Origin of the sequence: Moorella naiadis (nom. illeg.) (assembly GCF_051020825.1) — a bacterium.
Lineage (GTDB): Bacteria > Bacillota > DSM-521 > Neomoorellales > Neomoorellaceae > Neomoorella > Neomoorella naiadis.
The window spans coordinates 77,986-102,557 of sequence record NZ_JAXGFQ010000012.1; the positions used below are offsets into that span (position 1 = coordinate 77,986).

Sequence of the window (24,572 nt, forward strand, 5' to 3'; positions counted from 1 at the left end):
ATCTATTTTCAGAGGAGCCGACCATGGTGGCGGATCACCACCAACGAAGGAAAGAAATGAGTGGCGGGCAAGCTTTAATCCGAAACTGGCGCAGCCAGTTTCGACAAGCCTCCCACCTCTCACCTCCAACCTTACACATCTCATTTCGGAGGAGCCAGGGTGTAGCTCATGTCTTCTACCCGCAGTCATCGCCAGCCGACCTTACTTTTTCTCATCATCCTTAGCATAATAGCCTGCCTTTCTGCGCCGGCGTGCCTTTACGCAGCGGACAACCATGCCCCCGTGGCGGGCTATGGTTGGGCCCTGGAGTTTACCGGGGAAAACCAGTATCTGTACGCCAATTACGCTCCCCCGGTACCTGATCTAACGCAAGCCCTGACAGCTGCCTTCTGGGTGCGGGTCAATAAAATTGAGCCCGGCCGGAAGATGTACTTTATCAATAATTATGACGAAACTTATCACGTCGGTTTTAAAGGTTATATAAATGGAGACGCCAGCATCCATTTTAAATTCGGTAATAATCCGGAAATCGCCACCTCCGCCAATGTCCTGAAAACGGGAGAATGGCAGCACGTAGCCATTACCGGGACAACTTCTTCCCAAATGATCTATGTCAACGGCGAAGTACAAGCCAACCGGACTGGTAGTTTCGGCTGGGGTAGCGCCGCCGGCCATTGTTACCTGGTTAATAATTATTTTAATCAGGGTACCCTGAACGGGGCCATCGATGCGATCAGCCTGTGGGATAAAGCCCTGGACGGGGCGGCCATCCTTGACCTGGTCTATGGGGGGATTACCCCGGGTCAGCCGGAATATGCCCACCTGGTGGGCTACTGGCGGCTGGATGAGGGTTTGGGTAGCGTAGCCCTGGATGCCACGGGCAAGGGTAATGCTACCCTTGGTAGCCATAAATCCGGCACACCCCTCCCGGCCTGGATCCCTTCCGGGGTAACTTTAACCTTCGTCACCGCTGATACTACCCCGGTGGGCGGCTTCCTGCTGGCCCGCGACGCCGACGGTGACAGCCTGACCTACAGTTTAACAGCTGGGGGAAGCCAAGGAACCGTTACCCTTACAGATCCCCAGCGTGGCGCTTTTACTTATACTCCCGCCCTTTATAGCAGCGGCCCGGATTCCTTTGCCTTCAAAGTAAATGATGGCCGGCTGGATTCCAATATAGCCACAGTGACGGTCACCGTTTACCGTGCCGCCCCCGACCCCGGCGGGGATGTGACGGTGGTCGATCCCGGCGACCCGGCGCGCCCGGCAGCCATCGTCGCCGGCTCACCTTACCCGGCTGCCAGACCTAACATCCGCCTGGTAGTACCGATTTTACAGGACCCCCAGGGTACGCCCCCGACCAGCATCCGCATCCTGACCGTTACCGGGGGCCGTTTGGCCCTGGTTACCGAAACTGAGACCCCCGTACCGGTGGGGGAGGGGGCGCCGCCCCTGGCACTGTCCGAGAATTACGTTGACCTTAAATTTACTCCCGACCCCGACCGGGAGACAGATGCCTATTTTACCTATGCCGTCGTCGACCCCCAGGACGAGGCCCACCACTCAGCCCCCTCGCAGGCGACGATTCCCATTATACCTGCTGGGCCGCCCGTCCTGCAGCTCTCCGAAGAACTGGCCGCCAACGGTCGTGAGTATCGCGAGGGTAGCGGACCCCTGATTATTGATCCCGGCCTAACCGTCGCCGCCGGCGCCAGGGGTAGCCTGGCGGGAGCTACAGTGGCGATTACTGATAATTTCTTCCCTGACCAGGATAGCCTGGGCCTTAACGAGGAGGGGAAAAACGGCCAGGAGCGCAGCGCTATCCTGAGCAATTATGATGCCGCCACTGGAGCTTTAACCCTTACTGGCCCGGCTTCCCCGGAAGCCTACCAGGCGGTCCTGAGCTCCCTTACCTATAGTAATAGCAGCAAAGACCCAGCTCCCGACCCGCGGACGGTAACTTTCATCGTCTATGATGGTTATACATATAGCAGCCCGGTCTCCTGCCAGATCCGGATCACGGCGATGAATGATCACCCTGGTGATACCCCCGGCGATCCGGGAGATAATAGTCGGGGAGCCGATGGGGGGTCCGGGGGAACGGATCCGGCAACTGACAAATCCGGCGGCGAGCCGAAGGGCGGGCCGGTAGCGGTGGAACCGGACCCGGGCGCTATCCAGATAGCCCCTGGTAACTTTCTGCTCAAAGCGAGGGAGACATCCCGGGAGGGCGTCGTGACCTTAACCTGCGACGCCGGGAAGCTGGCTGCCCTGGTAAGCAGGAAGGGCCGGGAGATCGACACTTATACCCTGGCCGGCAGGGAGGCGGCCGATGGTTTTGTGGCCAGAATTCCCGCCATTGTCCTGGAACAGATGGCCCGCCAGAATCCCGCTGCCAGCCTGGAATTGCAGGCTGCCCTTGCTACCTGGCGCCTGCCGGTCCGGAGCCTGGATGTTTCTACCATTGCCGGCAGCTTGGGCACCAATCTGGATAATCTATTCCTGGACTTCAGAATTCAAAGGCTATCGCTGGCGAGAGTCCTTTCTGCCGGGGCGGTAGAGCAGGGGCGGGCAGAGCCTGGTCTCCCAACCAGCGGTGACGGTCGCGGAGAACTGCTGGCCGGCCCGGTATTTTTTGCCGTCCAGGGCGTGGACGGTAGCGGGCAGAGTATAGCGTTACCCGGGTTTCCTACCTACACCAGCCGGAGCATCAACCTGGCAGGAACCCCGGACCCGGAGGCGGCAGCGGCAGTTCTTTACGATCCGGTCCGCCGCGATCTCCGGCCGGTGCCGGTGGTATTTACCTTTACCGAGGGGCGGGCTGTAGCTGTAGTGAAGCACCGGGGTAATGGTATTTACTTTATTTTTAAACATCATCAGGCCTTCCCCGACCTGGCCGACCACTGGGCGAGAAGGGATGTCGCCAAACTGGCCTCCCGGCTGATTGTCGCCGGCCGGGAAAAACAGAACTTTGATCCGGAGGAACCGGTGACCCGGGCCGAGTTCACTGCTTTACTGGTGCGGGCCCTGGGTTTGTCCGGCGGGGAAACCGGGGCTGAAAAGGCAAACTTACCCGATGTTACCGGCCACTGGGCGGCAGCCGCCATTAATACCGGCGCCGCTGCCGGCCTGGTGCAAGGGTATGATGACGGTACCTTTCGGCCGGACGCCGCCATTTCGCGCCAGGAGATCGCCGCCCTGCTGGTGCGGGCGATCCGGTATGCCAGCAGCAGCCTGGTTACTCCGGGCGGCGCCGTGGCCAGCGCTCCCGTCGGCAGTAGCCCGATCGACGCCGGCGACGCCGGGATTATCAATCCAACCAGGAGCAACCCGGACTATTGGAACAGTGCGTCGCCCATCCGTTATGCAGATGCCGGTATAGGTGCTGGAATAGATATCACCAAACCGGGCGGCCTCCTACCGCGTTTCAGCGATAGCCAGGAGATTGCCCCCTGGGCGCGGGAGGCCGTGGCTATATCTATTGCTGCCGGTATTATCCACAGCGACACCCAGGACAGGCTCAAACCCGGCAACAGTGCTACCCGGGCCGAGGCTGCGGTTATGCTGGCGCGCACCCTGAAGTTGTTGCAATTAATTAATTGAAGGCTGTTGCCGGCGCGTGCACCACCAATTGATAACCAACTGGCCCGCGGACTTTACTTGCCTCCCTGGAAGCATTGGTTGGCAACATCAAGAGAACCCTATTTGAGGAGGAAAACTATATTGTTGGATAAGGAGCCCGGCATAAATCTATGCACTGGATCGAGGTACAGGTTCTAACTACATCTGAAGCCACGGAAGTTGTAGCCGCGGTTCTAGAAGGTTATGGCGCCGACGGGGTAGTCATTGAGGATAGCGCCGACCTGACCAGGGAATGGTCAAAGCCCTATGGCGAGATTTACGACCTGGATCCGGCCAATTACCCGGAAACCGGGGTACGGGTCAAGGCCTATCTACCAGCCATCTCCTGGCGGGAAGAGCTGGCAGCTGCTATTACAGCCAGGGTCAAGGGCCTGGCAGCCATGGGACTGGACCCGGGACCGGCGACCCTGGCCTACCGCCTGGCTGATGACGCCGAGTGGGCACATAAGTGGAAGCAATACTATCACCCGGTGCGGGTGACGGAGAAGTTGACCATTAAGCCCTCCTGGGAGGATTATTCCCCGGCCGCGGGAGAAGTGGTCCTGGCAATTGATCCGGGGATGGCCTTCGGCACCGGCACCCACCCGACGACTGTCCTCAGCCTCCGGGCCCTAGAGAAGGTTTTACAGCCTGGTGATAGGGTAGTCGACGTCGGCTGCGGTACCGGCGTCCTGGCCCTGGCCGCTGCCAAACTGGGGGCCGGAGCGGTGCTGGCTCTAGATTTGGATCCGGTTGCCGTGGAGGTAGCCCGGCAAAATGTCACCCGCAACGGCGTTACCGACCGGGTGGAAGTAAGGGTTAATGACCTGCTTGAGGGCGTGGCGGGCCCCTTTGATGTGGTAATCGCCAATATCCTGGCGGAGATTATTCTGCCTTTGATCCCTGCAGCCCGCCGGGTATTAACACCCGGCGGCAGGCTGATCGCCTCTGGTATCTCCAGGGGTAAAGCCGAGGGAGTTAAAGCCGGATTAATGGCTGCCGGGTTCGTTATGAGCGATACATTGGTAATGGGCGAGTGGTTTACCCTGTTGGCTTCAACCGGAATAAAAGTCTAAGAGCAGTTTTGATCATATCATTTTGTCGCATCTTTCTTAATGCCCGCCGTTTTTTGTAGGCGGGTCATTTTTTTAAGAGGAAATTCTCCCCTGGTGGCGAATTACTTCTTTACCACAATGATGCAACCCCTGTGATTTTTAGTATCGGGCTACTATAAAAAATGGTAGCCGGGCGACCTGGCTATCCCGCAGCCAGGAGGTATGATAAAGATGAACGCGGCAGGAAGAGACAGGCAGAACCGGGAAATCTTGATTGCCACCCTGGGCGTGGAACCCCAGGTGGTAACTATCACCCTGGATCGCTTGCTTGCCGGCGGCCAGGTCGTTAGCGAGGTGGCCGTAGTCTACACCGAGAATCCCGCCGTGCAGAAAGCCATGGACATGGTAGCGGGTGAATTTAGAAGCCGGTTCTACCCTGGCATCCAGTTGCGGCCGGTGCCGGTGACCGCCGGGCAGGAGAAGATACGGGATTTTTGTAATAATGCCGACCTGCAAGCCCTGTGGCGTACCCTGTACGGTGAGGTGCGCCGGGCCAGGCAAGAGGGTTTTATTGTTCACCTGTGTGTCTCCGGGGGCCGTAAAGTTATGGGTATCATGGCTATGGTCGTGGCCCAGCTCCTCTTTGGACCTGAAGATTGCGTCTGGCACTTGGTTACCGAAGGATGGCAGCCCGGTGACCGGCGCCGCCTGCACCTTCCCGCGGGGGAGAAAGTCTGGCTGGTGCCTGTACCGGTGTTACGCTGGCAGGAAGCAGGCACGCTGGTACGGACGGTAACCGAACTGGATGACCCCGCCGAGGTAGTGGCCTGGTACGAGAAGTTAACCCGCGACGAGCGCGCCAAGCGCCAGGGTGAGTTCATCCGCCACTGGCTGACGCCGGCGGAACGGGAAGTAGTCGAACTCGTCTGCCGCGGGTTGGACAATAGAGCCATTGCCGCCCGGCTTTATAAAAAGGAGCAGACCGTGGCCAACCAGCTGCGCAGTGTTTATGAAAAGTTGCGGGAATGGCTGGGCTACCCGGCAGGCACCATCGAGCGCAGTGTCTTGATTGCTGAATTCTCTTCTTACTTTCATGAACGAGAGTTTATAGCGTTTGGGTGTACAGGGTGCCTGAGTCAGGTACATAGCAACAGCAAGGGATAAAAGGAAGTTCCCACCCGCTGACGCCGACCAAACAAGAGGCCTGCTAAGTTGATTAACAAGTACCTGGTAATAATTCAATCTGTTGAGGCAATAAAGGAAAAGGGGAAGAATCTATGGCCAGAGTCCTCATATCAGCCATTGGTACCGGTAGATTAAGAAATATGCAAATGGAGGAACGAAAATACGATAATGTTAGCTACAGATTTCAAGATGAGGGGCTAGAGTATGAAACTCCATTCATAGCGGCAGCCTTGGCCCGGCATCTTAAAGTAGATCGAATTTATCTGGTTGGAACCGGCAGGTCGATCTGGGAAGTAGTTTACGATTATTTTGTTGAAGAAGCCGGCTTAGAATGGGATATCGGCTTTCGCGAGGCTTTAGAGCAGAAAATCAAGCAATCCGGGGCAGGTCGATCAATGGTCAAAAGGGAGGAACTTAATAGAGTTGGTGAGGTAATTGATGACTACTTAAAAAGCATAAACCCTTCTGCGGTTGCAGGATCGAGATGCTATCTCATGGATTATGGCGTTACTCAGCAAGAGCTGCAGAACAATATCCATGTTTTCATGGACATCGCCAACGAATTGGGCCTCAATGACGATATCTATCTGGACATTACCCATTCTTTCCGCTCCATACCTCTGTTTATGTATATAATGCTAGACTTTGTTGAGACCCTCCGGCTACGACGACAATTAAAACTCAGTGGTGTCTATTATGGTATGCTCGATGCGAGCAGGGAACTGGGTTATGTACCAGTAGTTGATCTGAAAATCCTTTTTGAGATTTCCAGATGGGTAAAAGCTGTTTACGATTTCCTAAATTACAGCAATGGTTATCTTATGGCCGAACTTCTCGCGGGTAACGCGATCGCCGAGCCAACCCGGAAGATTTCGGAACTCATTAATATCAACTATCTACCGGACTTGAGACGAGAGGTTGACCGTATGAAGGGGATTCTAGCCAGGAGTGGTGATATTATAGTCCCGGTTTTCCAATACCTCATGCCCTACGTAAATGATTTTATAAAAACATTTTCGGGGATAAATTCCAACGCCGAATTTCAATTCCGGCTGGCTGGCTGGCATTTTGAACATCGACGTTATGCCAGCGGGTATATCTGCCTAGCAGAATCCATAATCACCAGGTTGTTGGAGATTTATCGGAAAGAGGGGATTAAGATAGACTTAACTGAGAAAAATGCCCGGGAAAAGGGCAAAAAGTTGTTATATAAACTAGAATTTAGCGGTTCCGACTGCAGGCGGCTATTTTCCCTTTATAAAGAGATTAACAACATCCGCAATAGGATTGCCCACGCAGGGTTTGATGAGCAAACTAAAGGTCTAACTCACAGGCAAACTTACGATGTCGAAAGGGATATTGAAGCAGCTCGCAGTTACATGGAAGGCATAAAGACGCTGCTTTTCCAGGGTGATCTGGACAGGGTAGTTCCGGAGATAACCCGGCTACCAGCAGAAATACCCTTTAGAGATTTATAAAAATAACCTGGAGTGGTTTTACTTGACGAATATGTACCTGTTATTCTCACATCAATTAACAGCTCTCCAGAAGCAGGAAGCAGCGGCAATACTCGGCGTCAAGAATTTTATCTATCTTCCCTGCGATTTGCAGCAACTCTGGTCCAATGTTCCCCCTCACCTCCCGGAGTTAGGTCCATATCTGCGTCCCCTGAAGCAATGGCTGGCGATAAAGGCGCAGGAGGATGATTATCTTCTGATACAGGGGGATTTTGGTGCTACCTATATTATGGTGAGATGGGCCAGGCAACATGGTTGTTACCCGATATATTCTACGAGTGAAAGGAAAATAGTTGAGGAAGTGCATATCGATGGGAAGGTGGAGACAAGAAAAGTATTTGCCCATTGCCGTTTCCGACTTTACCAGGATGAATGAGATCATAGGTAATGATTACTGTTGGAGGGGGAGAGGAGATTGGCGGAAATTGTCCTGGAAGCGATTTATAAAGTAGCGACACCCCTTTTTATGGCGGGAGCGGACCAAAGTCGCCCCGAGCTCAGACCTCCTTCACTGAAGGGGTTATTAAGATTCTGGTATCGAGCCACATCCCTGGGTAGATATGGTTCGTGGGAGCAAGTGCAGGAGGAAGAGAATAGGCTTTTCGGCAGCACTGAGGGTCAGGGGGCCTTTACGATTCAACTAGCAGGAAATGAAATGGCCGAACAACCTCCCGGGCAAATTTGGCCGGGAAGTAGTGGCGCGGCTTATTTAGGCTACGGTGTATTAGATGGGAACAAGGGGAATAGACGGGGATATATTAAACCAGCATCTCGATTCACCCTGCGCCTCTACTTTACTTCCCGCCGGCGTGACACCGGGAGTGAACCTGATACCCGGGGGCTGGTCCTGTCCCTCATGGCCCTGGGGCTTTTGGGAGGCGCCGGGTCCCGTTCGCGCCGGGGTTACGGTTCTTTGAACCTGGAATCCCTGCGAGTAAATGGAGAAGAGAAATATCAAGCACCAACTACATTGGAGAAATTGAAACAAACAATTGAGGGCTTCCTAGATAGCCTGGGGCCACTGCCGGCAACCCTACCGGAATATTCGGCCCTGAGTAAAAGAAGCCGTATTATCATAAGCGATACTGCCAGTGACCCCATAGATCTCCTGGAGAAAATTGGCCGGCAGATGCTCAGATATCGCAGTTACGGGAGCTCCCATGGTGGAGGACAGGAACACCGGCTTCCCTGGGGGGAAAGGGCGAAACAGCTTTTTGCTGATGATCACGATAACGCCCTGGCGGTTGCTTTGGGGCGGAGGCCTGAAGCCCCGCCGCGCCGGGTGGTTTTCGGGTTGCCCCATAATTATTACTTCCGGTCGTTGGGCCGGAATGTAGCTGTTAAAGGAACCTCAAACCTGGAACGCCGTACCAGCCCCCTTTTGCTGCACATCCACCAGGTAGGCCAGCAATATGCAGCCGTTTTAACCTTTATACCGGCGCGTTTTTTACCTGCTGGCGAGCAAATCCTGATGCAGACAGGCGGAAAGCAGATGCGCTATAGCGTGTCTCTGGACCTGCCCCAGAAACCTGACCCGGATTGGCGGGTAATCGATGCCTTCCTTAACAGCTTTTCCCCACGGTTGGAGGTGAAGATCCCTTGAACACCCTGTATTTCACCCTGGGGCCGGTGCAGGGGTTTGTCGCTTGGGCCCGCCGGACCCGCGATTTTTGGGCCGGATCTTTTATCCTTTCTTACCTGGCCGGACATGCCATCTTGAACGTAATAAAAGCTAGAGGGAAAATACTTCTCCCGGCTGTTACCATAAACGCTGAGGAAGGATTTCATGATCCCCTTCTGGCAGCCATTCAGAGACACAGCGAGGGATCGCCGGTGGAGAAGGGGCCGTTCATCGCCACCTTGCCCAACCGCTTTCAAGCGGAAATACCGGCCGGGTATGACCCCAATCAAGCAGTCATGGCTGTACAGGAAGCTTGGTCGCGCCTGGCCGCTGTAGTTTGGACGCATTTTGTTGCCCCGGTCGCCCATCTCGGTAACGGGACCCGGGCCATCTGGGAACGGCAGCTTGCGACTTTCTGGGAAACAGCCTGGGTTATCGGTAATAGTAAAGCAAGCGACCTGCTGGAACGACGAAAAAACTGGCGCAGCCAGGTACCGGCCGTGGAGCCGGGCGATAAATGTACCCTTATGGGTAACCGCCAGGAGCTATCCGGCTTTATCCGTATTCGCCAGCACCGGCAGCAGGACAGGTTCTGGGAAGCATTAAGGCAACTGGCCGGGGAATTGGAGATAGGTGAGGATGAGCGCCTCTGCGCTGTCGCCCTGGTGAAGCGACTTTTCCCCCTGGTGGCGCAAGAGGCATTGGGATGGCGGCTGCCTGTACATTACCCCTCCACGCCTTACTTGGCGGCGGTGCCCTGGCTGGCAGGCATCCTCCAGACCAACCCCGCCGGGGCTGCCAGCTATGCAATCAAAGCAGATAGTTTGCTCCAGACTGCCGGGCGCGAAGATCCCGGGCAGTTTAGCAGGTTAGCCCATTTCCTGGCTGATCATCCAGAGGCTAAGGGTTTTTCCTCCCTGGATGGTAACTGCTTTTTCGTAAACGCCATGCAAAATACCAGCCTGTGGATGAAAAATAAACAAAAAGAAATGGAACAGGCCAACCCGGCTCTTGAGTTACAAAAAGATCTGGAGCAACTTGGGCCGCCGGCTTCACCCTTCTACGCCATGCTGAAGATGGATGGGGACCGGATGGGCGCTTTACTTCAGGAATATAAACCGGCTTTGGTAAGTACCGCTCTGGCCAGGTTTAGCCGGGAAGTACCCCGGATTATTGAAAACCACGATGGCATTACTGTTTTTGCGGGTGGTGACGACGTCCTGGGATTATTGCCTCTGGATAAGGCTTTGCCGGCAGCCCTGGAGTTAAAAGAAACTTATACCAGGAGTTTCGAGGGGATAGAGGGTATATATAAAGCCGTCAATAAAGGGACTATCTCAGCAGCTATCGTTTATACCCACTATACAACGCCTTTAACGGTGGTCTATGCCGAGGTCTGTCGCCTCCTGGATGAAGTCGCCAAAGAAGATACCGGGCGCGATAGCCTGGCCGTAACTGTCTGGAAAGGCGCTGGGCGGGCCCTTATCTGGGCCGCACCCTGGCAGGTAATAAAAGAACAGGAGGGAGCGCCTGACCTTATTACAGCTTTGGTGAAAGCATTCCAAAGTTGTGAAACCGGGAAGGGGGAGTTTAATAATAGCTTTTTCTATAACCTGCGTTCTCGTTTACGCATCCTTAAAGATGAAGGAAGCCTCCTTTCCGACCTGGATGCAGTCGAACTCCTTATAGCCGAATACCTGAAAAACAGAGAGCGACAATGCACCAAAGAAGAAGCCAGGGAAAGAATGAAGCGATTACTCCGGCTTTGCCGCCGCTCCTGGCGGGATGCAGAAGCTAAAGTTCATATAGCTGAAGGCCCCCTGACCCTGGATGGGGCCCTCCTGGTGAAGTTTCTGGTGCAGAAGGGAGCGATTTGATGGCCTGGCAGCAATGGAGCTTTCATTTGCTTGATACCTGTTTTTTCCGTGATGGTCTACCTTACAATAAAGGTGAGGGAGGATATGGCCAGGTAGAAGGCGCTTTTCCACCTTATATAACTACCTTGCAGGGGGCCATCCGTACCCAGTTGGCTGCGGAGCGGGGATGGCGACCAGGGGGAACAGAAGAATGGCCTGACGAACTGGGCGGCAATGAAGATCCGGGTATCCTGCAATTCCGCGGACCCTATATCGCTCTGGATGATGAACTACTATTCCCCATGCCATACCATGTGTTAATTAAAAAAGAAGTGTTACATGGCAAGAAAGAGAAACACAACTTTACTTTGCGGCGCCTGCTCCCCGGGCAAGAGGTTGTGTGTGACCTGGGGGAACAGATAAGATTACCGCAGCCTGCAGAGGCTTTGCCGGGTGCCAGTTCGCCCGATGGCTTTTATATTACCAGAACAGGGTTGGCAGCCATTTTACAAGGTAATCTACCGGGCTGCGGGCATATAAAGTCAAAAAGTGAACTCTGGGTCGAAGAACCCCATATCGGGTTGGAACGCCGGGATGACTCCCGTACAGCCCTGGAATCCATGCTTTACCGGGCGGTACATATTCGTCCCCGGCCGGGCTTAAAAATTATTGTCCTGGTACATGGTATCCCTGAAGGATGGAAGATAGCAACCCGCAAGGTTCTACCTTTGGGTGGGGAAGCCCGCCTGGCGGAAGTGGAAACAAGAAAGCTGGATGAAGTTGGCAGCAGGGGTTTTTTACCTTTACTCCCGGCCCTGGAGCCGGATAAAAACGGCAGGATCCATTTTACCATAACCCTCATTACCCCGGGCTGGTATGAAGATCCGGGCCGGGCCATTCTGGATGGACCACCTGATGTGCCGGGTAGATGCATTTCCGCCTGCCTGGGACGGGTTATTCAGGTAGGCGGTTGGGACCTGGCCCTAAATCTGCCCCGCCCTCTGGTACCCCTTGTACCGGCAGGGAGCACCTGGTTTTTTGCAGCCGAAGCCCGAGATGGGAAAATCATAAATAACCTGCATGGCAGGTGTTTGGGCCACAGAAAGGCCTTTGGTTATGGGCAGGTAGCTATCGGCGAGTGGAAGGAGGAGATTAATTAATGACAAGTGCAATCCTGGGATTGCTGGCGGAAACCAGCCTGCACCCCGGCAGTGGCCAGACAACAGGGGTAATCGATCTGCCGGTGGCACGGGAAGCAGCTACCGATTATCCAGTCATTGTGGGTTCCAGTATGAAAGGCGCCCTGCGCGATCGGGCCGAACAGTATAAACAGGAGAAACCGGGTGCTGACCTGGCCGTGGATGAAATTTTCGGTAACCCTAACGGTGCTGGAGCTCTAGCCGTTACCGATGCTCGCCTTTTACTTCTGCCCGTCCGCTCCTTGCATGGTCATTATAAATGGGTGACCTGCCCTTACCTTCTGGAGCGCTACCGGCGCGATTGCAGCCTGGCAGGGTTAACCTGGGGTGAAACGGGAGAAATTCCGGTACTGCAACAGGGACAGGCTCTAACTGCCGCTGGCCCAGACCACCTATACCTGGAGGAGCTATCCTTTGCAGTAAAAAGCTTCAGTATGGAAGCAATAGCTACTGCTGTCAGTCCACTGATTTACCATGCCCCGGTAAAAAAACGACTGGCCACCAGCATGGTGCTGATATCGGATGATGAATTCGCCTATTTTGCCCGCTACGGCCTGGCTGTTAACGCGCGGAATGTACTTGACAACGATAAAAAAATCAGTACGAACCTCTGGTATGAGGAGACCCTGCCCCCGGACAGCCTGTTTTACGCCCTGCTAATGGCCAGGCCGGGGAAAGAAAAATATTTAGCCCAACTTAAACAGCTGTTTACGGAACGCCCCTACCTGCAGGTGGGGGGAAACGAAACCGTGGGCCAGGGCTGGTGCGCCGTAACCTGGCTGTCAGAGGGGGGGAGCGAAAGGTGAAGCAGACCCTGGAACAGGAACGGGCCCGGAATGCCCTGGCAAAAGAAAAGGATATAGAGAAGAAATATGGCGCCCGCACCGAAAAGTCGAATAAGTTAGCTGGTTACGTTGAAAACCTGCCGGCCATGATATTAACTAACGGGTTGGGCCAGGCTGCGGCTACTCTCCTGGCCCGGGCTGAGGGGAATAAGGAAGATCCCTACTGGGTGCTTTATGAAGCCCTTTCTGGGTGGCTTTGCCGCAACGACCCGCAGGCTCCTTATAGCGGTGCCCGCGATCTTATGGAAGCCATAGTCCAAAATGATCGCACTGCCTATCTAGGAGCCCAGGTGGAAGCTCTGGCCTGGCTGGAGTGGATGAAAAAATTTGCCGTTGCCTACCTGAAGGATCCCCAGAAAGGGGGGAACACCTGATGTTACCCCTTTATGAGCACGGTAACCTTGCTCCGGCCAAGTACGATCATAACGCCGGCTTTAATACCGGCCTCTGGTACGATAAGTTTTACAATAAGTGGTTCACAAAGACAGGTAAAAATAGCGGTGTAGAATGGGCGTTGGAAGATAGGGGCAAATGGGAATGGGTCAAGGAATTGGACGGCCGCACAGTTGGCGATCCAGGATTGTTAGCGGAAGCAGTGGAGCGGATGGTTTTCCTGGCTTTTTCCGGGCAGGGGGACATACGCTGCCTGGCCACGGATTGGCGGTTTGTCACCGGCCTGGGTCGGGAGCACCAGGTGGAAAACGGCTTTGTCTGGCATCACCCCCTGGGAGTGCCCTACTTACCCGGTTCTACGGTTAAGGGCGTAGTCCGCGCATGGACGGAAACTCTGGATAACGTCACTGACGCCATAAAGCGCATATTCGGGCCGGAGGGGGAAAGTGTAGAAAAGATGGCAGGCAGCGTTATCTTTTTTGATGCCCTGCCTGTAGACACTGTAAAAGTGCAGGCTGATGTTATAACCTCCCACTATGATCCCTACTATAAAAATAGCGATAAAGGAAACGGAACAAAGCGGGAGCCCCCGGCCGACTGGTTCAATCCAATACCCATCCCTTTCCTCACGGTAGCGCCTGGACAGGTTTTCCTTTTTGCCATCGCCCCCCGCCGACCTGGGATAGAAGAAGATCGCCAGGACTGCAAACGGGTTCTCGGGTGGATGGAGGAAGCTCTGTCTTTTATGGGTGCCGGCGCCAAAACAGCGGCAGGTTACGGTCGTTTTAGCCGCCGGCAAGCACTAGAAGTCAGGTGGCAGGAAAAATGGGAACAACACTTGGCACAGGCTAATCGGGCATTAATGGGTCCTATCAGATTAGCAATGGAAGAAGAAGGTTATAGTTGTGAACCAGAAAAATTTATGCAGGCCCTAACCACCAGATGGATACGCCAGATGCTAGATGAAAAAGCAGACCCGCGTGAGCGTCAGGAAATTGCCACTCTGCTGGCGGCATGGTACCAATCCCACAGACCCGATCAATGGCATAAGCCCAACAAAAAGAACACCCCCAAAATAGAGGCCATCAAAAGGATCCTTGGAATGTAAAACAAGCTTAATCTATGTGGGAGAAGATGATTATATAAACGAAAATCCCTGGTGGGATTTGTCAGCAAGGTACCTATCGTGAAGTTAGAAGGTATTCCTTATAGGTAGGCTAATTTCCACATTAAACTTAAATAATGTTTCAATTCCTTATAGGTAGCAAGGTTTGCATATCTTATTTTATCCAGAGGGGTAATGTTAGTAAACCCTTGACAAAGAAATGAGATAATGATATTTTATAGACGAAAATATTATACTTATATAATTAAAAATTGAGGTGGTGACAACATGGGTTTTCTCCAAGCCGTAAATTCCTTGGGCGATCTGGAGGCGGGGGAGGGACTGGAACCTTATCTGAAAGACCCTTTGGAGAAAGAAGGCCGGGTAATCCGGGTCTACCTGGATATTCTCGATCCCCTGGCTGAGGTGCTGGTGGTTCGGGGGGTGGCCAGGGTGGATGTCGCCCACTTTCAGTCCGAGCCGGCCATGAAGAGGAAATATCTCTTCCGGGAGCGGGTGGGTTCGGCCGCCACCTGGGGCTTTACACCCCTGCATAAGTTGGGACGACCCAAGGGTAACCGGGAGAAAAACAGAGAGTATTTATTTGGTAAAACCGGTGACTGGCGTCATGATAAAGATAGCCATTTCTTCAAGATCCGCAATAAACTCCTCCTTGAATACGAGGCTACAGGAACCATGGCACCAGGTTCGGTTGATGTAATTTTGACTGACCTGGAGAAAAAAATCGATATAGTGCTGGATGACCTGGACCCCAAACAATCCCACATTATCGTCTTCGGTGCAGCGTATGAAGGCCAGTTCCTTTACCCGGGGGAGATCCCGGCCTTTGTCGCTTATTTCCAGCGCAAGCTGGAGGAATCATTGAAAGGCGAAGGTTTCCATCCAAAGGCGAAGACCCGAAACTCCAGGGAGGCACCTATCCAGCAGGAAGAGAGTCAGGTCTGCGCTATCTGCGGGCAGGTTGCCAGCGACTTTACCGGATTGAAGAAGGTCTTTAAGTTCGCCACTGACGACAAAGTTAACTTTACCCCCGGCCTGGCCAAAGAACGTGCTGCGACCACTTTCCCCATTTGTCTTACCTGCCTGGCTAATATGTCCGGCGGGCGCGAGCATGCCGAAAGGAGGCTCACCAATACCTCCCTTTTGCCAGGAATGCGGCTGTGGGCTATCCCCGAAGCGGTGGGTGGTGAGGCAGCGTCGAATATTTTCTCTGGCCTCCTGAAAAATATGGAAGCTAATTTAGAGAATGAACGCCTACAGACATCGGGAGAAAAAAGCGAGGAGCGATTTTTCAGCCATTTGGCCCGCAAAGATAATGCCGGCCTGGCCTTCCACTTTGTTTGCTGGGAACGCAACAACGCTCAGGAACTGGTCCACATGATGGTCGAGGATGTACCACCGGAACGGCTGGCCTTCCTGGAAAACCGCTGGAATGAAACCATGCAGACATTTTTTGGCGATGTTACCAAATTATTATCCCTGGATATGGTGGTGCGTTCCTTGTACGTAACCCTGAGCCGCCTGGCCGGCAAGAGCGAAGCCGATAAAAAAGTCTGTCGCGATTTTGCCTTGAAGGTTATTACCCGGATGCTCCAGGGTGAAACGTTGTCTGTAGCCACTTTTAAGAAGATGGTCAATGCCCGGACGAGTAAACTGATTTTCGATAGTGACAGCTGGTCCAGCGCCCAGGAAAGTATCCTTTTTGCCCATGCCCTGGCAGAGTTTATGACCCGAGTAAACAGCAGGAGGGGAGACTATGAAGCTTGAATTCCTGGATGAGTTTAAGGATCCTTATATGGGGACGCCCCTGGGGCGGGGTGTCTTTCTGGCCGGCGTGGTCCTGGGTTACATGGCCCGCAGTCAGGTGGAAGGGGAAAAGGACATCAGCAGCGCACCCCTTTTTAAGCAGCTGGAGTTCGGCCGCCTGAACATGAAGGCTTTGAAAAAACTTCTAGCGCGGGTACCCCAGCTCCTGGCCGCCTACAGGGAGAGTATGAAGTACAGTGGCTATATAGCTACCCTGGCCGCCGAAGCAAATGGCTTAATCCTCAAAGGTGAAGACCAGGAATTGGGTGTGGAGGGCAACTTTGCCTTTACCACCGGTTTTGCCGGCGCCAGCAAGTATTTCTGGAAGATATTCGGCAAAATGGATGGAGAAAAAGCAAACGAGACTACTGATGCTGAGTAATACCGGCAACATTGTAACTAAAGCTAAAGCACCCCTGCTGCGCTACAGCAGCTTTCATCAAAATTATGTTTTAGAGGGAGGTACATAAAATATGTCTTTTACTAATAGGCGAGAAGTCCTTTTCCTTTACACCGTCAAGGATGCCAACCCCAACGGTGATCCTTTGAACGAGAACCACCCCCGTTACGATGAAGATACGGAGCAGGTACTGGTTTCTGATGTGCGCGTTAAAAGGACGGTCCGCGATGAATGGGTGCGGCAGGGCAAAAGGGTTTTTGTCGACAGTGAACCCAAAACTTTAAAGGCACGTTTTGAGGAATTAAAGGCCATGACCGGCAAAAATACTGGGGAAGAAGTCATGCGGGAATGTCTGGACACCAGGCTCTTTGGAGTAACCTTCGCCCTGGGCAACGAATCCTTCTCCTGGACCGGCCCCGTCCAGTTTAAGTGGGGTCGCTCCCTCCACGCTGCTACCTTTGAGTTTATCCAGGGTACCTCGGCCTTTGCCACTGAGGGCCGAGGCGGCAAGGAGAAGGAACAGCGCTCCTTCCGCAACGAATATAAAGTCCCCTTCGCCCTGGTTGCCGTGTACGGCATAGCCAACCAGCACGCCGCCGGCTTTACCGGGGCCGATGATGCCGACCTGGAGGACCTGGCTGCGGGCCTGTGGCAGGGCACTGATAACCTGATCACCAGGAGCAAAAATGAGCATAAAGCCCGCTTCTTTCTGGAGATAAAATACCGCCAGGGTTTCGACGGGAAGATTGGCGCCCTGGATGAAAAGGTTGCCCTCTGCTTGTCCGATGGCCAAGAGCTGATCCGCGACCGGCAGAAAGCCCTGCGGCGGTTGGATGAGATTCTGGTTGATGTGACACCCCTGGCCCAGGCCCTGGCTGATAAGAAGGAAGTCATAGAGACCGTCAGGATTATTAAAGACCGCGAGCTAAGGCTGAAGGGGGAGGAAAGGTTCAAATCTGCCGGTTGCAATAACATCGAGTTGAGGTGATCAGGGTGGTCCTGGTATTTGACGTTGCCGCTGATATGGCTATGTTTAGAAAACCATATACCACCACCTCCCTGGTCTCCTTTCCCTTTCCCCCACCGACGGCGGTGGCCGGCCTTGTAGGAGCCATAACCGGCCTCGACCACGGCGCCGCCCGTGGCTCCTGGCGGGCCGAATTCTGGCACCATTTGGCCGGGACCCAGATTGCTCTGGGATTTAACCGGGAACCCCTATGGATGACGACAACTGTCAATATGATCAAATTCAAATCCCCCAGCGGCGATATGAGCGAACATATCCAGGCCAAACACCAGCTGGTGAAGAAACCCTCCTACCGCGTTTACCTGCGCGGTGGCGCCATCTATATCGAACTAAAAAAGCGCCTGGAAAGGGGAGAGTTTGTCTATACCCCCTATCTGGGAGTGGCTTGGGCCCTGGCGGATATTGCTTATGTGGGCGAAATTAATGAAGTAGAAGTCAGGGAAGAGGATACCTGGATTAACACGGTGTTACCGATATATGGGGGTGCCCGGGTGGATGTCCTGCGCAGTGGGACCATCCACCGGGAGCTGGTACCTTATCGCCTGGACGCAGAACGCCGGTTAAAGGAAACTGTTAATGTAGTCTATCTGGACTTCAAGAACAAAGGGTGCCTATGGCTAAAAGCCAGGGGCAACCTGCCGGTGTCCCAGGTAGGCGGGGAAAGGGTGGCGTGGTTTGGAGCCTGGTGAAATTTACAGCCATCCGGGTAAAAGGCTGGAAGACCACCTTTCCCGCACCCGCACCATAGCCTCTAAGATGGCGGCCTGGTATCGAGTTAACCTTGAACGGGGCCAAGAGGAGGCCCTTCTCCTCCATGACCTGGCCAAGTCCCATCCTGCCTTTCAAAGGAAGCTGGCCGGGGAGCGCCTGCGTTTTAGCCATGCCGAACCATCGGCCGTCCTCGTCCTGGCCCGGACCGGTGACCTTATTTGTGCTGAAGCCGTGCGGCGCCACCATACCTCCCTGGAGAACCTGGCCGATATCAAGCGGCTCTGGGGCAACCGGGCCTATGCAGAATGGCAAAAGACTATCAAGAGGCTACCCTGGTGGCCGGGAGCCACCAGGGTAGCCGGAGAACTGGGAATTGATGTTTCCCGCTGGGCTGACCTGTTGCCTGATGAAGAAGAGTGGGAGGATATAATCTTTAATTCCGTCGAGCTTTACGGCCCGGATACAGCGGATGCATTGCAGGACTGGCTCAAATTGCGGTTACTAACTTCCCTGCTGGTGGCGGCCGACCGCCTGGATGCCATAGGAGGCGATATAACCTGCTCGCCTTTGGTTATAGACCAGAAGAAAACTCAAAACTATATCGCCTCCCTGAAGGATAAAAAACTGGCCCGGTGGCGCAGCCAGATAAGGCAAAAGGTGGTAACCGCCGCCTCACAAATTATGAAAGCCCCTGGGATATATACCCTCACCCTGCCTACCGGCGCCGGTAAAACCATCACCGGTCTCCAGGTAGCCATGGAGGCTGCCGGCCAATTGGAAGCAACAGGTATCCTCTACGTCCTTCCCTTTGTCAGCCTGGTGGAACAGAATACGGCGGTAGCCCGGGAGGTCTTCCCATATGTTATGGAAGACCACCATCTCAATTTCCCGGATGGAGTGACGAATGAAGAAGACAGTGAAGCAGACGAGGCCAACCGGCGCTTTATAGCCTTTTACCGCTACTGGCAGGAGCCGGTAATCGTGACTACCTTGGCCAAAATGTGGGAAGTACTTTATTCGCCAAGGGTGAATGAGGCCATGTCCTTTCACCGCTTAAGCCGGGCTATTGTTATCCTGGATGAGCCCCAGTCCATTCCGGCCACCTGCTGGCAGGGCTTTGGTAAGACGCTGGAGCTATTAACGGAACGCCTGGGGACCACCTTTATCCTCATGACCGCCACCCAGCCCGGCATCGCGGCAGGGCAGGAACTGGCCCTGGAGCCGGTGTCTTTTCCCATTATTAGGCACGAATTTCACTGGTTAAACCGTCAGATGACCATTGAAGACGCAGCCGATTTTTTGGTAGGAAGGGGGGCTTTGAATAACGACTGCCTCATAGTCTTAAATACCCGTGAAGCGGCCCTGCGTATGTACCTGGCTATGAAGGCTAGGGGGGCGGAACCGCTATTCCTCTCGGCCTGGGTAGCCCCGGTGCACCGGGAGAAGATATTCCGGCAATTAAAAGAAAGGGAGCAAAGGGGCGAGCCGCGCTGTCTGGTTGCCACCCAGGTTATCGAAGCGGGCATGGATCTGGACTTTGCCATGGTCTTTCGTGACCTAGGGCCCATGGACAGTATCGTCCAGGTGGCCGGCCGTTGTAATCGTAATGCTGGTCCCCGGCGGGGGCAAATCTACCTGGCGGAACTGGTGGACGCGAAGGGCCGAAATTTCGCTTCCCACATTTATGATCCAACCTTACTCAACCTGACCCGTCAGGTTTTACGAGAGTATTTCGATGAAAAGGACTGCCGGGAAATAATCCAGGATTATTTTAAGGCCGTGCAGGGGGCCGTTAATGATTCAGACCTGTGGCGCAATATTACTGAAGGCCGGTGGGGTGAGTATATTGACCTGTACCCGGACAAGCGGCCTGATGAAGTGATGCTGGTAATAAAAGGTGCCGTAGAAGGGTTAGGTGAGAGAGTCTCCCAATTATTGGCCACCATTTGTGCGTCGCTCGCGCCGGAGGATAAAGGTGATTTTCGGGAAATCGAAAAAAGGCGTCAGGCCTTCAGGGAGATTACCAGGCACGCAATATCCGTTCCCAAAAAACACCTCGACGAGTGGTACCAGCGGGAAGGGGGCATGATTTATGGCGGGGATGAAACAGCCATAAGGGAGCTCTTTCCCGACCTGTGGCTGGTGCAGGGGGAAGGCATAGGGCGTATTTACCGGCGGGAAACGGGTTTTGTCCCGGTAAAGATCGCCGCCCTTATGGAGGGTGGGAAGGATGTTGGATACTAACCTGCCGCCGGTAAATGGTACCCTTATCTGGTACTATACCATTTGTCCCCGCCAGGCCTGGCTAATAGCCCGGCAGATGACCCCGGATGAAAATGATGATAATGTGGTCCTGGGGCGTTTCCTGCATGAGAAGGCCTATAACCGCGACCGGCATGAAGTTCTGGTCGGCAATATCAAAATCGATCTAGTACGTGGTGCCCGAGGGGAGGTCGTCATTGGTGAGATCAAAAAATCCAGCCATGCCAGGGAAAGCGCCCGCCTGCAGTTGCTATATTATCTCTATGTCCTCAAGGGTTATGGTCTCGACTTAAAGGGGGTTTTACTTTTTCCTTTGGAAAAGCAAAGGGAAGAAATAGTCCTTGATGCAGCGGGGGTAGAGGCTGTAGAAAGGGCCATCGCCGGCGTGCGCGAAGTTGTGGCCCAACCTTTTCCCCCATCACCGGTGAAGATAAAATGGTGCCGGCCCTGCGCCTATGCTGAGTATTGCTGGGCCTGAAGGTGGCGGAAGCATGAAAAAGTCGATCTATGTTTTGAACGATGGCGAACTAAAAAGGGAAAATAATACCCTTTGCCTGATCATGGCGGACGGCAAAAAATTTATTCCCGTAGAAGATGTGAGCGAGATCCACATCTTCGGGGAATTAGACATTAATAAACGTTTATTGGAGTTCCTCACGGAGAAAGAGATAATTCTCCATTTTTACAACCACTATAACTATTACGTTGGCAGCTATTATCCCCGGGAGCACTACAACTCCGGTTATATGATTATCAAGCAGGCTGAGCATTACCTGGTACAGGAACAGAGAATGAAGATTGCCAGAGCCTTTGTTGATGGAGCTGCCAGGAATATCAGGCAGGTACTCACCTATTATAAAAATAGAGGCAAAGATTTAAGCGTTACCCTGGATCATATTGATTCCCTTGCTGCTTCAGTTGAACGGGTGGGCAGTATTGAAGAACTTATGGCCATCGAGGGTAATATCAGGGAGAGGTATTATCAAGCCTTCGACATAATCATCGACGACCCCGACTTTACCTTTAATGAAAGGAGCAGGAGACCACCCCAGAATCAATTAAACGCCCTGATTAGCTTCGGTAATACCCTGCTGTATACTACGGCTTTAAGTGAGATTTATCGTACCCACCTGGATCCGCGGATAGGGTTCCTGCATACGTCCAATTTTCGCCGATTTTCACTGAACCTGGATGTGGCTGAGATATTTAAGCCCCTAATAGTTGACCGTTTAATCTTCAGCCTCATTGGCAGGAACATGATTAAAAAGAACCATTTTCAAAAGAAATTGGGAGGCATAGTTCTCAACGATAGTGGCCGTATGCTTTTTATCAAAGAATATGAGGATAAAATCGCCACTACCATCCGACACCGGGAGCTGGGACGTAATGTTTCCTACCGGCGCCTTATCAGAATGGAGCTTTACAAACTGGAGAAACACCTGATAGCGGAAAAAGAGTACGAACCCTTCCAGGCCAGGTGGTGAAAATGTTTGTTATTGAGGTTTATGATGTTAATGAAAAAAGGGTCGCCAAGGTATTAAAAGTGAGCCGTAAATACTTGTACTGGGTCCAGAACTCCGTCCTGGAGGGTGATATTTCCGAGGCCAATTATAAAAAGCTAAAGATGGAGTTGAAGCGAATTATTGTCACCGATGAGGATTCAGTAATGTTCTATACTTTTCGGACCACCAGATACTCCCAGAGGGAATCCCTCGGTGTTGTTAAAGGCGGCGAAAGTAATATTTATTAGAAGGCTGGTTGAAAGGAAATGTTGAAGGGAAATATGGATATGCATCTTCAGGTTGAACTGGCCACAGCTGAAAACGATAGTTTAACCTTACCTATTCACTATAACAACTTGCTCCAGGGATTTATTTATAGTAAGGTAAAAGACAGGATGCCTCAGGTCCATGCTCAAGGTTTCGTGGCCGGAGAAAGGACATTCCGCCTTTTTGTATTTTCACGCCTTATAGGGCGGGTTAAAGAGGTAAGAGATGGCCATATAGTCTTTTATTCGCCGATAAAATTTAAAGTTGGTAGCCCGTTAAAAGAGTTTATCGAGGACCTGGCGGAAGCCCTTCTGACGGTAGATGAAATACATTTGGGAAATGTCGTGTTCTGGCCCGGGGCGCTGGCTTTAACCCCTCTGCCGGACTTTAGTAACGGCAGAGCCAGGGGCAGAGCTCTATCCCCAGTAACGGTTTATTCTACCCTGCAGAATCCGGAGGGAAAAAAGAAAACTTATTACTACCACCCGGCGGAAAAAGAGTTCGGGCAGCAAGTTAAAGCCAACCTGCTTAAAAAGGCCACTGCCCTGGGAATTGAACTTTCACCCGAGACCCCCCTGGAGTTACAACCAGTTAACGTTAGGAGTAATGACCTTAAAGTAGTATATTATAAGGAAACGGTGGTTAAGGGTTGGATGGGTCAATATATACTGTCCGGTGATCCGCGATTGCTTCGTTTGGCATTTAGCGCAGGCATTGGGTCCAAAAATTCCCAGGGCTTTGGTATGCTGGAACCGGTTGTCTAATTAAGGTAATCAAAAGGAAAAATGTCGTCGACCTCCAATAATGCAAAATCCCCGGGAGATCGACGACAGGAAAAATTGACGTGATTGTTGATTTTGCTTGGTTTAATAATACGAGCCCTTTTTAGCTCTATCTGTGGTAAAGTAAAAAATGAGCCAGAATGCTATATAAATTGGGGTCTGCAGCCTACCTATCAGGGATTGAAACACGACCCGTTGATCCAGGGCATGCTGCCGGCGCAGGTCTGCAGCCTACCTATCAGGGATTGAAACATCGCCGGGCCTTTCTCCAGCTAACAATAGTGCCGGGGTGTCTGCAGCCTACCTATCAGGGATTGAAACTGAAGAGGTGATTCTAGATTCCTCGCGTTGGGTTATGGTCTGCAGCCTACCTATCAGGGATTGAAACACAAGGACAAAAACGCATGATACAATAAAGCCAGAGTCTGCAGCCTACCTATCAGGGATTGAAACATGTCCTGGCGATTGCCAAACTTGCCGCGAATATCAGTCTGCAGCCTACCTATCAGGGATTGAAACCGGGGATTTCGTCCGGCGTACAAATACGCCGGACATGTCTGCAGCCTACCTATCAGGGATTGAAACCTCCCACACGGGCGTTCTTCTAATAACGCCACCACGTGTCTGCAGCCTACCTATCAGGGATTGAAACGGAGGCAGAAATCGCGGAAACCATCCGCGACTATTTGTCTGCAGCCTACCTATCAGGGATTGAAACGCAGGATCACTGGGAGGCAGAAATCGCGGAAACCATGTCTGCAGCCTACCTATCAGGGATTGAAACGAAGAAACTCCCATTACTTACTACATGCAGAGGTTTAGTCTGCAGCCTACCTATCAGGGATTGAAACCAAATTAGGCTAGATAGGTTAGGTTCTTTGAAAACGTGTCTGCAGCCTACCTATCAGGGATTGAAACAGATATGCATCGTATCCAGTCATTACAATCCTCCTGTCTGCAGCCTACCTATCAGGGATTGAAACGGGTACGGTATGAGTACCAGAAGGGTCTGTGGACCGTCTGCAGCCTACCTATCAGGGATTGAAACATAGAGAGCAACCGCTTTAAACTCGCCTTCCGTCAAAGTCTGCAGCCTACCTATCAGGGATTGAAACATTGCAACACGTGTCGGTATATTAATGTTAACGGCGGTCTGCAGCCTACCTATCAGGGATTGAAACGCCAGATGCAAAGACCATCGCGACTATGCCTTGATGTCTGCAGCCTACCTATCAGGGATTGAAACTCGGTAATGGAGTGGTCGCCCCAGATAAAGTTGTGTTCGTCTGCAGCCTACCTATCAGGGATTGAAACGCCGCAAACCAAAACGCCGCCCTGGTGCAGTTTGACGTCTGCAGCCTACCTATCAGGGATTGAAACGATGGACAAAGAATACT

At 52.9% G+C, this 24,572-nt stretch carries 20 protein-coding genes and 1 CRISPR repeat array (1 of these 21 running past the window's edge); all 20 genes read left to right on the top strand.

Annotated features, from left to right (window positions below; all coding sequences use genetic code 11):
- Positions 1-168 precede the first annotated feature (168 nt).
- The 20 genes from SDD30_RS09600 (at position 169) to cas6 (ending at position 23,157) form a co-directional block, all read left to right on the top strand.
- Positions 169-3,603, top strand: coding sequence for an S-layer homology domain-containing protein (locus SDD30_RS09600; RefSeq protein ID WP_434074693.1), 3,435 nt, complete (start codon positions 169-171; stop codon positions 3,601-3,603).
- A gap of 149 nt (positions 3,604-3,752) precedes the next feature.
- On the top strand, positions 3,753-4,697 hold the full coding sequence (prmA, locus tag SDD30_RS09605) for a 50S ribosomal protein L11 methyltransferase (protein ID WP_434074694.1): 945 nt from the start codon (positions 3,753-3,755) through the stop codon (positions 4,695-4,697).
- A gap of 210 nt (positions 4,698-4,907) precedes the next feature.
- Positions 4,908-5,840 (top strand): CRISPR-associated protein Csx14, encoded by a 933-nt coding sequence (locus SDD30_RS09610; protein ID WP_434074695.1) that lies wholly within the window; start codon positions 4,908-4,910, stop codon positions 5,838-5,840.
- Between the two features lie 113 nt (positions 5,841-5,953).
- The gene (gene csx2 / locus SDD30_RS09615) at positions 5,954-7,339 is read left to right on the top strand and encodes a TIGR02221 family CRISPR-associated protein (protein ID WP_434074696.1); all 1,386 of its coding nucleotides are present in this window, start codon (positions 5,954-5,956) and stop codon (positions 7,337-7,339) included.
- A 31-nt stretch (positions 7,340-7,370) separates the two neighbouring features.
- Positions 7,371-7,754 carry a CRISPR-associated protein Csx20 gene (gene csx20 / locus SDD30_RS09620; protein ID WP_434074718.1) on the top strand — a complete coding sequence of 128 codons (384 nt, stop codon included), beginning with the start codon at positions 7,371-7,373 and terminating at the stop codon, positions 7,752-7,754.
- 39 nt (positions 7,755-7,793) lie between these two features.
- Complete coding sequence (gene cmr1, locus SDD30_RS09625; RefSeq protein ID WP_434074697.1) at positions 7,794-8,981, top strand: type III-B CRISPR module RAMP protein Cmr1; 1,188 nt, start codon at positions 7,794-7,796, stop codon at positions 8,979-8,981.
- Positions 8,978-10,876 carry a type III-B CRISPR-associated protein Cas10/Cmr2 gene (gene cas10 / locus SDD30_RS09630; protein WP_434074698.1) on the top strand — a complete coding sequence of 633 codons (1,899 nt, stop codon included), beginning with the start codon at positions 8,978-8,980 and terminating at the stop codon, positions 10,874-10,876. The genes cmr1 and cas10 overlap by 4 nt, the downstream gene beginning before the upstream one ends.
- Positions 10,876-12,015, top strand: a complete 1,140-nt coding sequence (locus SDD30_RS09635; protein ID WP_434074699.1) for a type III-B CRISPR module-associated Cmr3 family protein — start codon at positions 10,876-10,878, stop codon at positions 12,013-12,015. The genes cas10 and SDD30_RS09635 overlap by 1 nt, the downstream gene beginning before the upstream one ends.
- Positions 12,015-12,860, top strand: coding sequence for a type III-B CRISPR module RAMP protein Cmr4 (gene cmr4 / locus SDD30_RS09640; protein ID WP_434074700.1), 846 nt, complete (start codon positions 12,015-12,017; stop codon positions 12,858-12,860). The genes SDD30_RS09635 and cmr4 overlap by 1 nt, the downstream gene beginning before the upstream one ends.
- Positions 12,857-13,273, top strand: coding sequence for a type III-B CRISPR module-associated protein Cmr5 (cmr5, locus tag SDD30_RS09645; RefSeq protein WP_434074701.1), 417 nt, complete (start codon positions 12,857-12,859; stop codon positions 13,271-13,273). The genes cmr4 and cmr5 overlap by 4 nt, the downstream gene beginning before the upstream one ends.
- Complete coding sequence (gene cmr6 / locus SDD30_RS09650; protein ID WP_434074702.1) at positions 13,273-14,400, top strand: type III-B CRISPR module RAMP protein Cmr6; 1,128 nt, start codon at positions 13,273-13,275, stop codon at positions 14,398-14,400. Before cmr5 ends, cmr6 begins: the two co-directional genes overlap by 1 nt.
- Before the next feature lie 285 nt (positions 14,401-14,685).
- Positions 14,686-16,185, top strand: coding sequence for a TM1802 family CRISPR-associated protein (locus SDD30_RS09655; RefSeq protein ID WP_434074703.1), 1,500 nt, complete (start codon positions 14,686-14,688; stop codon positions 16,183-16,185).
- Positions 16,175-16,606 carry a TM1802 family CRISPR-associated protein gene (locus SDD30_RS09660; RefSeq protein WP_434074704.1) on the top strand — a complete coding sequence of 144 codons (432 nt, stop codon included), beginning with the start codon at positions 16,175-16,177 and terminating at the stop codon, positions 16,604-16,606. The genes SDD30_RS09655 and SDD30_RS09660 overlap by 11 nt, the downstream gene beginning before the upstream one ends.
- Positions 16,607-16,697: 91 nt before the next feature.
- Positions 16,698-17,612 (top strand): type I-B CRISPR-associated protein Cas7/Csh2, encoded by a 915-nt coding sequence (gene cas7b, locus SDD30_RS09665; protein ID WP_434074705.1) that lies wholly within the window; start codon positions 16,698-16,700, stop codon positions 17,610-17,612.
- Positions 17,613-17,617: 5 nt separating this feature from the next.
- Positions 17,618-18,340, top strand: coding sequence for a type I-B CRISPR-associated protein Cas5b (gene cas5b, locus SDD30_RS09670; RefSeq protein ID WP_434074706.1), 723 nt, complete (start codon positions 17,618-17,620; stop codon positions 18,338-18,340).
- Positions 18,327-20,606, top strand: coding sequence for a CRISPR-associated helicase Cas3' (gene cas3, locus SDD30_RS09675; protein WP_434074707.1), 2,280 nt, complete (start codon positions 18,327-18,329; stop codon positions 20,604-20,606). Before cas5b ends, cas3 begins: the two co-directional genes overlap by 14 nt.
- Complete coding sequence (cas4, locus tag SDD30_RS09680) at positions 20,593-21,102, top strand: CRISPR-associated protein Cas4 (protein ID WP_434074708.1); 510 nt, start codon at positions 20,593-20,595, stop codon at positions 21,100-21,102. Before cas3 ends, cas4 begins: the two co-directional genes overlap by 14 nt.
- Before the next feature lie 13 nt (positions 21,103-21,115).
- Complete coding sequence (gene cas1b, locus SDD30_RS09685) at positions 21,116-22,108, top strand: type I-B CRISPR-associated endonuclease Cas1b (protein WP_434074709.1); 993 nt, start codon at positions 21,116-21,118, stop codon at positions 22,106-22,108.
- Positions 22,109-22,110: 2 nt separating this feature from the next.
- Positions 22,111-22,374: a CRISPR-associated endonuclease Cas2 gene (gene cas2 / locus SDD30_RS09690; protein ID WP_434074710.1), complete on the top strand. Its 264-nt coding sequence runs from the start codon at positions 22,111-22,113 to the stop codon at positions 22,372-22,374.
- A gap of 18 nt (positions 22,375-22,392) precedes the next feature.
- The gene (cas6, locus tag SDD30_RS09695) at positions 22,393-23,157 is read left to right on the top strand and encodes a CRISPR-associated endoribonuclease Cas6 (RefSeq protein WP_434074711.1); all 765 of its coding nucleotides are present in this window, start codon (positions 22,393-22,395) and stop codon (positions 23,155-23,157) included.
- Positions 23,158-23,332: 175 nt separating this feature from the next.
- A CRISPR array of direct repeats spans positions 23,333-24,572; the repeat unit is 30 nt; unit sequence GTCTGCAGCCTACCTATCAGGGATTGAAAC; it runs 5,766 nt beyond the window's last position.

Bases quoted from the DNA above. Each gene is read 5' to 3' on its own strand.
- SDD30_RS09600 (WP_434074693.1), top strand. From the start codon at position 169: ATGTCTTCTACCCGCAGTCATCGCCAGCCGACCTTACTTTTTCTCATC.
- prmA (WP_434074694.1), top strand. From the start codon at position 3,753: ATGCACTGGATCGAGGTACAGGTTCTAACTACATCTGAAGCCACGGAA.
- SDD30_RS09610 (WP_434074695.1), top strand. From the start codon at position 4,908: ATGAACGCGGCAGGAAGAGACAGGCAGAACCGGGAAATCTTGATTGCC.
- csx2 (WP_434074696.1), top strand. From the start codon at position 5,954: ATGGCCAGAGTCCTCATATCAGCCATTGGTACCGGTAGATTAAGAAAT.
- csx20 (WP_434074718.1), top strand. From the start codon at position 7,371: ATGTACCTGTTATTCTCACATCAATTAACAGCTCTCCAGAAGCAGGAA.
- SDD30_RS09635 (WP_434074699.1), top strand. From the start codon at position 10,876: ATGGCCTGGCAGCAATGGAGCTTTCATTTGCTTGATACCTGTTTTTTC.
- cmr4 (WP_434074700.1), top strand. From the start codon at position 12,015: ATGACAAGTGCAATCCTGGGATTGCTGGCGGAAACCAGCCTGCACCCC.
- cmr6 (WP_434074702.1), top strand. From the start codon at position 13,273: ATGTTACCCCTTTATGAGCACGGTAACCTTGCTCCGGCCAAGTACGAT.
- SDD30_RS09655 (WP_434074703.1), top strand. From the start codon at position 14,686: ATGGGTTTTCTCCAAGCCGTAAATTCCTTGGGCGATCTGGAGGCGGGG.
- SDD30_RS09660 (WP_434074704.1), top strand. From the start codon at position 16,175: ATGAAGCTTGAATTCCTGGATGAGTTTAAGGATCCTTATATGGGGACG.
- cas7b (WP_434074705.1), top strand. From the start codon at position 16,698: ATGTCTTTTACTAATAGGCGAGAAGTCCTTTTCCTTTACACCGTCAAG.
- cas4 (WP_434074708.1), top strand. From the start codon at position 20,593: ATGTTGGATACTAACCTGCCGCCGGTAAATGGTACCCTTATCTGGTAC.
- cas1b (WP_434074709.1), top strand. From the start codon at position 21,116: ATGAAAAAGTCGATCTATGTTTTGAACGATGGCGAACTAAAAAGGGAA.
- cas2 (WP_434074710.1), top strand. From the start codon at position 22,111: ATGTTTGTTATTGAGGTTTATGATGTTAATGAAAAAAGGGTCGCCAAG.
- cas6 (WP_434074711.1), top strand. From the start codon at position 22,393: ATGTTGAAGGGAAATATGGATATGCATCTTCAGGTTGAACTGGCCACA.